Source organism: Shewanella sp. 10B (assembly GCF_023475885.1).
In the GTDB taxonomy this organism is placed as follows: Bacteria; Pseudomonadota; Gammaproteobacteria; order Enterobacterales; family Shewanellaceae; genus Shewanella; species Shewanella mangrovisoli.
Window position 1 is genome coordinate 761,965 of sequence record NZ_JAMDJO010000001.1, and the last position, 11,821, is coordinate 773,785.

Annotated in this window: 13 protein-coding genes and 1 riboswitch; of the genes, 9 read left to right on the forward strand and 4 right to left on the reverse strand. The window is 47.3% G+C overall.

Going from position 1 to position 11,821, the window contains the following annotated elements; translation table 11 throughout:
* Positions 1 to 239 precede the first annotated feature (239 nt).
* Positions 240 to 950, reverse strand: coding sequence for a dipeptidase PepE (gene pepE, locus M0415_RS03220; protein ID WP_249555688.1), 711 nt, complete (start codon positions 948 to 950; stop codon positions 240 to 242).
* Between the two features lie 287 nt (positions 951 to 1,237).
* Here pepE and htpX point away from each other — a divergent pair, with 287 nt between their 5' ends.
* Together htpX and cctA are read left to right on the forward strand one after the other, a co-directional pair.
* Positions 1,238 to 2,101 (forward strand): protease HtpX, encoded by an 864-nt coding sequence (gene htpX / locus M0415_RS03225; RefSeq protein WP_011717429.1) that lies wholly within the window; start codon positions 1,238 to 1,240, stop codon positions 2,099 to 2,101.
* 324 nt (positions 2,102 to 2,425) lie between these two features.
* Positions 2,426 to 2,776, forward strand: a complete 351-nt coding sequence (gene cctA, locus M0415_RS03230; protein WP_011717428.1) for a tetraheme c-type cytochrome CctA — start codon at positions 2,426 to 2,428, stop codon at positions 2,774 to 2,776.
* A gap of 62 nt (positions 2,777 to 2,838) precedes the next feature.
* On the opposite strand, the gene M0415_RS03235 is transcribed toward cctA, so the two are convergent.
* A complete protein-coding gene (locus tag M0415_RS03235) occupies positions 2,839 to 3,585 on the reverse strand; it encodes a cytochrome b/b6 domain-containing protein (protein WP_249555686.1) in 747 nt (248 codons plus the stop codon).
* Positions 3,586 to 3,881: 296 nt separating this feature from the next.
* Between M0415_RS03235 and M0415_RS03240 the strand changes: the two genes are divergently transcribed.
* Positions 3,882 to 4,517 carry a LuxR C-terminal-related transcriptional regulator gene (locus M0415_RS03240; RefSeq protein ID WP_011717426.1) on the forward strand — a complete coding sequence of 212 codons (636 nt, stop codon included), beginning with the start codon at positions 3,882 to 3,884 and terminating at the stop codon, positions 4,515 to 4,517.
* A gap of 167 nt (positions 4,518 to 4,684) precedes the next feature.
* Here the strand turns inward: M0415_RS03240 and M0415_RS03245 are convergent, their stop codons facing one another.
* Complete coding sequence (locus tag M0415_RS03245; protein ID WP_249555684.1) at positions 4,685 to 6,451, reverse strand: M61 family metallopeptidase; 1,767 nt, start codon at positions 6,449 to 6,451, stop codon at positions 4,685 to 4,687.
* Positions 6,452 to 6,596: 145 nt separating this feature from the next.
* Here M0415_RS03245 and hinT point away from each other — a divergent pair, with 145 nt between their 5' ends.
* The 6 genes from hinT (at position 6,597) to tsgA (ending at position 10,731) form a co-directional block, all read left to right on the forward strand.
* Positions 6,597 to 6,953, forward strand: a complete 357-nt coding sequence (gene hinT / locus M0415_RS03250; RefSeq protein WP_249555682.1) for a purine nucleoside phosphoramidase — start codon at positions 6,597 to 6,599, stop codon at positions 6,951 to 6,953.
* Entirely contained in the window at positions 6,950 to 7,477 is a 528-nt protein-coding gene (locus M0415_RS03255) for a PaaI family thioesterase (protein ID WP_249555680.1), read from the forward strand. Before hinT ends, M0415_RS03255 begins: the two co-directional genes overlap by 4 nt.
* On the forward strand, positions 7,464 to 7,928 hold the full coding sequence (locus M0415_RS03260) for a PaaI family thioesterase (protein ID WP_011623073.1): 465 nt from the start codon (positions 7,464 to 7,466) through the stop codon (positions 7,926 to 7,928). Before M0415_RS03255 ends, M0415_RS03260 begins: the two co-directional genes overlap by 14 nt.
* 130 nt (positions 7,929 to 8,058) lie before the next feature.
* Entirely contained in the window at positions 8,059 to 8,451 is a 393-nt protein-coding gene (locus M0415_RS03265; protein WP_011717423.1) for a YcfL family putative periplasmic lipoprotein, read from the forward strand.
* 349 nt (positions 8,452 to 8,800) lie between these two features.
* Positions 8,801 to 9,505, forward strand: coding sequence for a purine-nucleoside phosphorylase (deoD, locus tag M0415_RS03270; RefSeq protein WP_011717422.1), 705 nt, complete (start codon positions 8,801 to 8,803; stop codon positions 9,503 to 9,505).
* Positions 9,506 to 9,555: 50 nt separating this feature from the next.
* A complete protein-coding gene (gene tsgA / locus M0415_RS03275) occupies positions 9,556 to 10,731 on the forward strand; it encodes an MFS transporter TsgA (protein WP_249555678.1) in 1,176 nt (391 codons plus the stop codon).
* Between the two features lie 55 nt (positions 10,732 to 10,786).
* Here the strand turns inward: tsgA and M0415_RS03280 are convergent, their stop codons facing one another.
* The gene (locus M0415_RS03280) at positions 10,787 to 11,467 is read right to left on the reverse strand and encodes a Crp/Fnr family transcriptional regulator (protein WP_088211550.1); all 681 of its coding nucleotides are present in this window, start codon (positions 11,465 to 11,467) and stop codon (positions 10,787 to 10,789) included.
* A gap of 214 nt (positions 11,468 to 11,681) precedes the next feature.
* Positions 11,682 to 11,792, forward strand: a riboswitch (TPP riboswitch).
* The last annotated feature ends 29 nt before the right edge of the window (positions 11,793 to 11,821 follow it).

The window sequence follows — 11,821 nt, forward strand, 5'->3', positions numbered from 1 at the left end:
TTACTTAAGTGGTGCAAGTCTTTTCTGCCGCAGGATAAGTGTTTGCCTTATTGGTTAAAACACTTGCCGGCTGGTGTTATCACTTGGGATATTGTTGATTTCCGTCCTCACCGCGCGCGGTATCCTTGCCTCTGTATACGACATTTTGCGGCATGTTATCGGCCAGCCAGCTTGATTACACACTCATGCTCGGTGGCCGATAGTAGCAGATCCGCTTAGGCAATGCCGCCGCATAGATCTTATTTCAGCATATGGGATAAATCGCTGCTGACAGGGATCGGGATTTCTTGCTGCTCACCACAGAATAAATAGGCAGGATTGTCACCTAGCAGAGATAAGGTGTCTCCCTGACGCCAAAGTGCGCTGCCTTCGACAATACCTACAACTGGCGTGATGGGGTCGACACGAGTGAATTCGAGCAAACGTTGGGCGCGGGTTTCGCCGTTATGTCCCGGAGCGCGGTAGTTCGAATAATGTGGATTTAACTGAAACGGTACTATATTTAACGCGGTAAAAGACGGTGGCTCGATAATCGGCATATCGTTGGTGGTGCGAATACTCAATCCGGAGACATTAGAGCCCGCGCTCCAACCAATATAGGGTTTACCATTCAGTACTTCTTCACGGATAAGATGCACTAAATCGTACTTATAGAGCTCGTGCAATAAATGGAAGGTATTGCCGCCACCGATCAAAATACCGTCGGCATCTTTAATCGCTTGGCGCGGATCAGGATGCTGGTGAATGCCGCTGATATCGAGCCTAAGTTCACTTAATCCTGCGACGACTGAGGCCAAATAAGTGTCGTAACTCATGCTGACACCAGCATAAGGGATAAAAATCCATTTCTGGGCGTTAGCGGTGAGCGGCTTGATAAAGGGAAGCGCATGGGAAAGGTAAGGCGTATCACCGACGCGAGAGCTGCTCAGCAGTAGGGCATTGATAGTCATTTTTTTATCCTGAAATCTCGGAATGTGCTGGCATGTTAACAAAGTTTAATCGCGATAAACATAGATAAACACACATGAATTTGGCTGTAACGCTGACAGAGCCTAGATTTAAGTTTGGATTAATACATTGTCCCTAGACTCACGAGCCATGAAAGGCAATGTCTAAATTGAGAGAAAAATTAGCGAGTAGAAAAACTCTTATCTTTACCCCTTGAATTTCGATTAATTGGACATATTATGTCTTTGAGCAAAGTTAAATGGCATATGTTTGCCGTAAAGGAGCTGAAATGAAGCGTATTTTTTTATTAATTGCGACTAACCTAGCCGTGTTGCTGGTAGCCTCAATTGTGATGTCTATTCTGGGCGTGAATACGTCGACTATGGGTGGACTGCTTGTGTTCGCTGCGATTTTTGGATTCGGCGGAGCCTTCATCAGCTTAGCCATTTCAAAATGGATGGCGAAAAAGACCATGGGCTGTGAAGTGATCACCACGCCACGTGATAGCACCGAGCGTTGGTTATTAGACACTGTTGCCCGTCAAGCGCAGCAAGCTGGGATTAAAATGCCAGAAGTGGCAATTTACCAATCGCCAGAGATGAACGCTTTTGCCACAGGCCCAAGCAAAGACAACTCATTAGTTGCCGTAAGTACCGGTCTGTTGTACGGCATGAGCCAAGATGAAGTTGAAGGCGTACTCGCCCACGAAGTGAGCCACGTTGCTAACGGCGACATGGTGACCTTGACCTTAATTCAAGGCGTGGTGAACACCTTTGTTATCTTCGCGGCACGTGTTGTTGCAGGTATTATCAACAACTTCGTCTCGAGCAACGATGAAGAAGGCGAAGGTTTAGGCATGTTCGCCTATATGGCTGTGGTATTTGTCCTCGATATGCTGTTTGGTATCTTGGCCTCGATCATCGTGGCTTACTTCTCACGTATTCGTGAATACCGTGCAGACGAAGGTGCGGCGCGTTTAGCGGGCAAACATAAGATGATTGCAGCGCTCGAGCGTTTACGCCAAGGCCCTGAAAGCTCGGCAATGCCAGCGCAAATGTCGGCTTTTGGTATTAACGGTAAGCGTTCAATGGCTGAGCTGATGATGAGCCACCCGCCATTAGAGAAGCGTATCGCCGCCTTACAAACTCGTTAATCGAGTTCAAAAGTTCACAAAAAGGAGACCTAGGGTCTCCTTTTTTATTGGGGCTTTTCTTTTGCTGATGATTAGGCTAGGGAGGTTTTTAGTTGTGACTTTTAGGTTGTGGCAATGTAAAACTCTTATATAAGCATGTGGTTACATGATGCAGCGCACATTTTACCCCTCGGTATATTGATAAAGTTACTTTGCATAAGATTGGGTTGCTTATTGCTCAATCCTTAGCTAAGTTAAATCGAGTCGTGCTATTTACATTGGTTGCGAGATGGAAGTCACCCTGACAAGAATTTCCACTGTCAATCGCCATTGGAGGATACAATTGTGAGCAAAAAACTATTAAGTGCGCTTTTCGGGGCAAGTCTTGCAGCGCTAGCGCTGTCACCAACCGCATTTGCCGCGGATCAAAAATTATCAGACTTCCATGCAGAATCTGGTGGTTGTGAAAGCTGTCATAAAGACGGTACACCTTCTGCTGACGGTGCTTTCGAATTTGAACAATGTCAAAGCTGCCACGGCTCTTTGGCTGAAATGGACGCGGTACACAAGCCACACGATGGCAACTTAGTGTGTGCTGACTGTCACGCGCCACACGATATGAACGTAGGTCAAAAACCTACCTGTGAAAGCTGCCATGACGATGGTCGTACTCCAGAATCTATCCTGAAGAAGTAATACTACTTCGGTATAAGTTTGATAAAAAAACGCCAGCAATTGCTGGCGTTTTTTTATATGTATCACTCGTCCTTCGGTTGTCCTTGGATCAGTTTTTTGCCAGAAAACATGGCGGAAATGATCCCGGGTTGGCGTTTGACTTCTGTGTAAATCACGGCAAACACATGCAGCACGATAAGGAGCATCAATAAGTACACGGCGTAAACGTGTACTTCACCGGCCAGTCCCTTCATGGGCTTGATAGCATTGGCTTTATCGGTATCTACGCCTGTGGCATCGTAGGGTTTTAAGCTACTTGGCTCAACATCCGCTGCGGCTAAGTAGCTTTGTACTGTGCTGCCGAGCGGCGGATAGTAAATGTCTGTACCTGCGCGGATCAGGCCTGTGATCATTATGGTGACAAGCAAGAGCATGATGGCGAGTACGGCGAATTTTCCCTTAGGATTGTGGCCTAGATACTGGGGATTTTTACCCGCGGCAAGTTCCGCTTTATAGCTTTGTAACTCGTTCTTGCTGTTGGCATTGGGGAACATATGGCTAAAACGGGCGTATTTATTGCCCATAAACCCCCAAACTAGGCGGATCAGTAAATTAATTGCAAAGCCATAGCCAATGATGACATGCAGGGTTTTAAGCCCAATTTTGCCGGAGAGTTCGGTAATGCCTAAGTCGCTGCGAAACATCATCATGCCGCCAACGATAAGCAGGGCGAGTACAAGGATGAGATTAATCCAGTGGAACAGACGCGTGGGTCTGTCCCACACGCAATAGGACTGCATTTCAATAGAGTTTGGCTGCGGGTTGGACATGGTATTTCCTTATGATTTGTATTGATTTGATCTTACGCCTTTCTATTAAAAATAGCGCATTATTTTCAGTTTAAATTCAGCCTTCTGATTGACAATGCTCAGTGCTAAAGTTGCAGAAGTTTTTGATTTGCGTACGGTAAATATTTTTATCGTAAGTCTTTTGAATCTGTTTTATCTAATGCTAATATCGTGTGCACGGTAGACTCGGAAGTCTATTGAACGGATGTTGAAGTGGTATTGAGAGATGTTTCTCCTCTCAAAATGAATAATCGTTAACCAGACAGGGAGTGAGCAGGATGTTCAAAATATTACATTGGATTGTAGTGTCAAGATCGCAAGTTCTGATGGAATTGCTGGCAGGACGCTGGCCGCAGGAGTTTCTCGTTAAGCTGTCGCAAGTCAGCCCGGATGAGATGTGCGATCAAATCAAAGATAACCAAGCCTCTATGGTGGTGATTGACCTTTCCACCGTCGATCTTCAAAAAGCCTATCAATTTCAACGCTTGCTTGCCCGCGAACATCCGAGCGTGCGAGTCGTTTATATCCAGTTCCCTAAACAAGTTGATGCCCGCTTCTTAATGCAAGCCTCGACCACGGCAGGGGTGTTTTATCTGGATGCAGGATTGACTGAAATCAGCCTTGGCCTTTCCAACATCCTGCGCGGACACAGAGTGATCCCTATCCAATTGGTGAACGGGGTGAATGATGACTTTGGACTATTCGAAGATACCGAGCCATTGACCATCCGTGAGCGCGAAGTGTTACAAGCCCTGCTGTCTGGCAGCACTAACCTCGATATCGCCAATCAATTGTTTGTCAGTGAGAGCACCATTAAGACGCACTTGTACCGTGTCTTCCGTAAGATTGGTGTGTCGAGCCGTGGTCAAGCTATCGCGTGGGCGCAAACCTATTTACACGATGTGGTGGTGTAACCCATTGTTGATGTATTGCTAAGCCAATATTCAATTGAGCAAACAAAGAATCAAATAGAAAGGGGCGATCGTTGATACGATTGCCCCTTTTGTGCTTTATGGATAAAAGACGAATTTAAAGGCTAATGCATTAAAAATTAGTGCATAAAAGGCTAATGCGTTGAAAATTAGCGACCCAACCAAGCCTGGAGTTTGTCTTTATCTGTGATGCTTAAGGCAACCGTATCCTTTGGCGCCTCTGCAATAATCAGTTCTCCCGTCATCAATTCATCGCGTCTAAACCAATGTAGGCTTAGGCGTTCTCCGAGTGGGTAATGCTGAAGCTGCGCTTCAAATTGGCCTGTCACCTGCAGATTATCCGCCGCAATTAAGATATCTCCGGCGCTTAAACCTGCAAGGTGAGCAGGGCTGCCTTGGGCGACTGTGGTCACTTTAAGGCCCATTGGCGCGGCTTGCGTCTTAGCGCCAAAGGCAATTTCATACCCTTTAGCCGTGCCACCGCCGACATCCTGCGCGCCTTGGCTGGAGCGAAGAGTCAATTCAACGCCAAACTCGGCGAGTAGCGGTGCCAGTGGAATATCGTCGGTATTGTCTAAATAGGCGAAGAGATCTTGGCAATCACGCCCTAATAAGCGTTCAACAATCCTTTGATGACATTCATCTGTGGTGCCACGATTTTGTAGGGCATATTCCTGCCACAAAATGCTCATCACATCGTCGAGATTGTATTTACCCTGGGTTTCGATCCTTAGGGTTAAATCCAGATACAGGGCAAACAGGGCGCCCTTAGTGTAATAACTGATAATGGCGTTTTGGGCGTTCTCATCCTGCTTATAGAACTTAGTCCAAGCGTTAAAGCTGGAGTCCTTAATGCTTTGTTTAAAGCGGCCTTGACTGCGATAAACCCTTGTAAAGGTTTCGCTCAACATATCTAAGTAGCTTTGCTCATCGACTAAGCCTGCCCGATAGGTGAGGAAATCATCATAATAGGAGGTGATGCCCTCATAGGCCCACAGCTGCGGCGTATAGGTCTCCGCTTCGAGTTGATAGGGTAAGAAGCATTCCGGCTTGATGCGCTTGACGTTCCAACTGTGGAAATATTCATGGCTGCAGAGCGATAAATAGGTGCGATAGTCGTTATTAATCGGCGCATCCATCGACAGCGGCAAATCTTTGCGCGAGCACATGAGTGCCGTCGATGCCCTATGTTCTAATCCACCAAAACCATTGTCGAGCACTGTCGTCATAAACAAATAACGTTCAAAGGGCGCGGGCGTGCCAAACAGCTTGATTTGATACTCGCAAATTGCCTTTAAATCTTGGCAGAGTCTCGGCATATGGGCGCGGTGGCGACCGTTTAATACGATATCGTGTCTGACGCCGCAGGCTTCGAAACTGGCTTGGGTGAATAGGCCCATCTCAACCGGATGATCGATAAGTTCGTCATAGCTTTGCGCGCAAAACTCACCAAAGGCAAATTCATCACCGCTTTGGCGTGTCATGCTGGTGGCAAGGCGCCACACGTTGAGACTCGGCTCAGTCGGCGCCGCCATTGTTACTGTGTGTAAGCCTGCCTCATAGCCGTGGGCGGCTAAAAATACACTGCTACCGTTAAAGAAACCGTGGGTCATATCCAGGTGCGCGGTGCGTACCGACAAGTCCCAAGCATAAACTTGATAAGTTAAGGTGAGCTGCGTGCTTTGATGTTCGACCGACCAGGTTTGTTTATCCAGCTGAGTGAGCGTAAGCGGCTCGTCGTTATCGCCTGTGGCTTTAAGATCGATAATATTCTTGGCAAAATCCCGCACCATATAACTGCCGGGAAGCCACGCGGGCAAACTAAAAACTTGCTTAGGGTGGGGCGTTTGTACCGTCATAGTGACGGCGAACAAGTGCGCCTTGGGATCGACGGGAATGATGTGATAGTGGATCATAATTTATCCTGTAAAACTGCTGCGTTTTAATGGGCGTCATGCTGCCAAAAATGCGCACAACAGGCAAATGAAACGCAAAATATCTGGAGACACAAAGCGTTGAATTGCTAGTATACTATCCCAATTAACCCAAGGAGGACTCCCCATGGCCGAAGAAACCATTTTCAGCAAAATTATCCGCCGCGAAATTCCCGCCGACATTCTGTATCAAGACGAGCTGGTAACCGCTTTTAGAGACATTTCGCCAAAGGCGCCAACCCATATTTTGATTGTGCCGAATCATTTGATCCCAACCGCAAATGATATGAAAGCCTCGGATGAACCTGCTCTTGGCCGGATGATGACTGTGGCGGCTAAACTGGCGGCTGAGGCGGGGATTGCCAAAGACGGTTATCGTTTGATCATGAACTGCAACAAACATGGCGGACAGGAAGTGTACCATATCCATATTCATCTCGTCGGCGGAGAGCCACTGGGACCCATGCTGAGCCAAGGTAAATGAAGGTCAATCCCGAGTTTTTTCCGCTAACTCAAATGGCGCAGCGATTTGTCGATCAGCTCGCCCAGTGCCGCCGCTTAGGGCTCACTGTGCTTGAGGCCAGTGAGCACCATGTACTGATTGAGTTGCCCTATAGCACTGAGTTAATTGGTTATCCCGATACAGGTGTTATCCATGGCGGGGTGATCACCACCCTGATGGACACCGCCTGTGGCAGCGCTGTAGTGAGTGTGATTTTTCAAAAATATCAATCCTTAGAGATTTCGCCCACCCTCGACTTACGGGTCGATTATATGAAGCCCGCGCAGCCCCATAAGCCGGTTTATGGCTTTGCCGAGTGCTATAAATTGTCATCTAATATCGCCTTTACCCGCGCCATCGCCTATCAGGACAGCATTGATGATCCTATCGCCCATGCGGTGGGCTCCTTTATGCGGATCAGCCCCGAAATGGTGGGCGATGCCTTTAGACAAGCCTTGATGGGAGAAGCTGTGCCGCCCTTAGGAGAGACAGATGAACTCAAATAAGCCGACCGAGCAGAAAACCCTCGATGTGCAGGGAATTGTAAAACGCGCCACCGAGCTGAACGACTTTGGTCATCTACTCGAACACGTGCCCTATGCTAAGTTTATTGGTATGAAGGTCGAGCGTTTTGGCGACGAGCTGATTTTCAAACTCCCCGCTAAGGATGACAATATCGGTAATCCCATCCTGCCCGCGATTCATGGCGGAGTGATTGCTGGTTTTATGGAAATGTCAGCCATAGTGCAATTAATGGTGTTTATGCAAACGGCAAAAGTGCCAAAAGTAGTCGATTTCTCCATTGATTACCTGCGTGCCGGCCTTCATAAAGACAGCTTTGCCGAATGCCGTATCACCCGTCAGGGTCGACGGGTCGCCAACGTGAATATCAATTGTTGGCAAACCAATCGTAAGCAGTTGATCGCAACCGCAAGGGCGCACTTTTTAATCGATTAATCGCGAGGGCGGGGCAGGATGGGCAGGTTTTGCCGATGTGTACGTTAAGCATAAGTTCAGCTGGCGTCGCGTAGTGTCATTGCCCATCCGTTGTTCGGCACCTAGGTTTTTGTGAGTGAGGGAAAACAAAATGAAAGCAATTTACAGTGGATTAATCTTGGCAGCAGCACTGACACTCGGTGCCTGCACTAATACGGCGGGCATTTCGGTGAACTCACTGGGAGAAACCCGCGTCGATAACAACAGCTTCGCCCGTGATATCAGTGTTGAAGGGGTTGAGGCGCGCCGTGTTGGCGATCTTATTCAAGGTTCGGCCTTGATTGTCAGCAAGTCCTCAAGCGATATGCGAGTGCAATATAAGTTCACTTGGTATGATGCCAGCGGCTTTACCATCGAAGATGAAGCCACCAGTTGGAAATCGGTTAAATTACACGGTAAACAACAGCTGCAGGTCTCGGCCGTGGCCCCAAATGCGCAAGTGGCGAAATTCGATGTTTATGTGCGCGAGACCTATTCAAACTAAGCTTAAATCACAGGGTTTAGTTGTCACTATCGCGTTAGAGCATTTGGCACTTCAAAGCTAAGTTAACGTGCGTTTATAAAGACTTACACCACATTGATAAAGACTTACGTTTTTGAGACGTAAGTCTTTTGCTTTTATCTACCCTCATCCTCACCAACCCATCTTCCTTCTGCTCGTTTGTGCGAGATGAGTTTGTCCCGTGACGGTTGCTACGCCGGGAAGCAAAGTTGCGATAACGGACTCAGTTCGACGGAAAAACTCAAACAGCGACAGAAAAGCGGACTTTAGTCCTAAAACTATTTCAGGGTTGAGCACTACTATCAGCATAATATTAGATGAGGATAGACCTATGACCGCGCACATTAATGCACAACCTACTGATTTTGCTGAAACTGTAATTATGCCTGGTGATCCGCTGCGGGCAAAATATATTGCCGAAACCTATCTTACCGATGCCGTAGAAGTCACCAACGTTCGCAATATGCTGGGTTACACAGGTTATTACCAAGGGCAGCGTATATCTGTAATGGGCCACGGTATGGGGATTTCCTCAATGGTGCTCTATGGCCATGAGTTGATTAACTTTTTTGGTGTGAAGCGCATCATTCGTATCGGCAGTTTAGGCGCAACCCAAAAACACGTGCAAATGCGTGATGTGATTTTAGCGCAAGCGGCGGGCACCGACTCCCCCACGAATGCCAAGCGTAGCAGTGGCTATCATATGGCAACCTCGGCCACCTTTTCCTTACTGCACAAAGCCTATACCCAAGCCAATGAAAAAGGCATTAGCGTGAAAGTTGGCAACGTATTTAGTGGCGATCTTTATTATGATCCCGATGAAGATATGATCCCAGCACTGGAGCGTTTTGGGGTATTGGGTATCGATATGGAAGTCGCGGGTCTTTATGGCTTAGCACATCAACAGGGCATTGAATCATTGGCCATTCTCACGGTATCCGATCACTGCCTAACGGGTGAGGAAACCACCGCCGAAGAACGCCAATTATCCTTCAATAATATGATCGAACTTGCGCTCGCGACTGCGCTGAATTAGGTCACTCGTTAACCTTTGCACCTTTCGCATTTCACGATGGAATGACAAAAATGAATAATAAAATCACCTTAACCGCCATTAGTTTTCTCGCGAACTTTATTATGGCGGGTTTTGCGACGCAATTTGGGATGTTGATAGAACCCATAGCGGAGAAGTTTGCGGCCGATGTGAATGATGTGGCCTCAATCTTCTCCTTACTTAATGGTGGCGCATTGGCTGGGACCATTGCCGCCTTCTTCTTTATTGAAAAGTTGGGCATCAAGCGGATCACCTTGCTCAGTTACAGTCTAGTCGCGCTTTCTGCGCTGGCATTACACCTTACTAGTTCGCTACAACTAGTGATGGTAGCCATGACCTTAATTGGGTTCTGCGGTGGGATTGGTCTGTGTATCGCAGGCACCATTGTGGTGTCTGTATGGCAAGCCAAAATGCAGAGCACTATGTTAGTGGTGCAGGATGCGACCTTTAATGTTGCTGGGGTGGTGTTTCCGCTGATCACAACCTACGCCTTAACCAATGCCTTATCTTGGAGTTACAGTTACTTAGCCGTGGGGTTGGTTGCCTTAGGCACGGTGATTATTAGCTTATTCACCAATTTTTCTCTGTGCGAGCAATCATCGAATACGGAGGAGAAACAACAATCAGAGTGGAATTTCGGCATTATCAGCGGCGGTATCGGCTTATTTTTAGGCATGCTGGCACTGTATACCTTCCTCACATGGGCGCCGTTATTTGTAAAACAAAAATTTGATATCCCATTTGAAGAGGCGGGCAATATCATTACCCAATATTGGTCGGCCGCGCTGATCGGTGCTTTGATTTCAACCCTGATCGTGACCCGGGTAAAAATTCATCATTTCTTAGTCGGTATTATTGGTTTAGCCATGGTGATCACCTTTGTGATTGTGACTACCGATAAACTGAATTGGATTGCTTATTTAACCTATGGGTACGGCTTTGTCTGCGCGGCACTTTACAATGCGTTTATTGCCTATGGCGTGTCGTTTGTGAAGCAAGCCAGCAGCAAGAATGTCTCCTACATTCTGATCAGTGGCAGTACGGGCGCCATGTTTAGCCCAGCGATCAGTTCGTTCTTCGAGCGTATTATCGGCTTACAAACCGTGATGTATGTGATCCCCGTGCTTTATGCCGCAATCTTTATGCTGCTGATTGCATCGAGCCGGATGAAACCTGCGATGTCTGCACAATCACTTTCGGCAAGTTAAGCTAAAGGCCCATACTTGGTTGTTATCCGCCGAGTATGGGGGTTGTCGAAGTGGGCTAAATACCTGCTTCGACAAAGGCTTTAAGTGCATTCAGGTTTTTAATCCTAATACCTTCTTTTTTACGCTCGATTAAACCGCGCTCTTCCAAATGTTGCAGTGCCCGTCGATAGACCCTGTCTGTGGTACCAAAACGCTCCGCCTCTAAATAACGCTTACTAAAACCATCGACGGGTAAATCGTTTAAATACTCATGGTAGATATCGAATGCCACGTTATAGCTGATGGGATAAAGCAGCCTTCGGGTAAAAATATCGACGGTATCTTGGTAATCAATCGCTATGGCACTGGCAAAAAATAGCGCCAGTTGTGGGTGTTGGCCGAGGGAATGTTGTAACTTTTCAGTGCTGATGAGCGAAATTTCCAAGGGTTCGCTAGCGATGATGTCGAGCTGACACTGGTATTGGGTAAAAAACTCCATCTCACCAAAGAGCTGTGAATCACAATCGATAGTCCCTAATTGGAAACAACGGCCATTTCTGGCGGTGTGCCCCAGCGATACGCGGCCTTGCTTCACTAGCACCAGCGAGTTTATGGCTTCACCTTGTGTCATCAGGTGAGCGCCTTTTTTGAGCATTTTGACTTCGCTGATACAGCTAAGAATCACCGCTTCAATAAGAGGATAGTCTTGTTCCCATCGCTGGCTATAACGTCCCTTGGCTAACGGTTTTAGCTGCATTGAGTTGACCCTTCTACCATACTTAAAATCGTCGCCTTCTATAGCATTAGAACGCATATTGGGTCAAATCAGCCAAAGGAGAGAAGGGCGTTTATATTGGCCGATTGTGAGCTGTCAGAGGTTTCAACAAAGGCATTAATGGCGTGAGCTAAGCGTCATTTACTGATGTGCAGTGACAAGAGTGTCTACTTTATGATTTTCGTCATGTATACTTAGCGCCGCCAAGGGGTGTTTGCTAACAAAGTGGCAGACTGAGATGTCATCAGACGAACCCTTAGAACCTGATCCGGCTAATACCGGCGTAGGAATGGGCCAATCAACAGCACACTTCTGAATCGCTTATTCGTTGCCGGA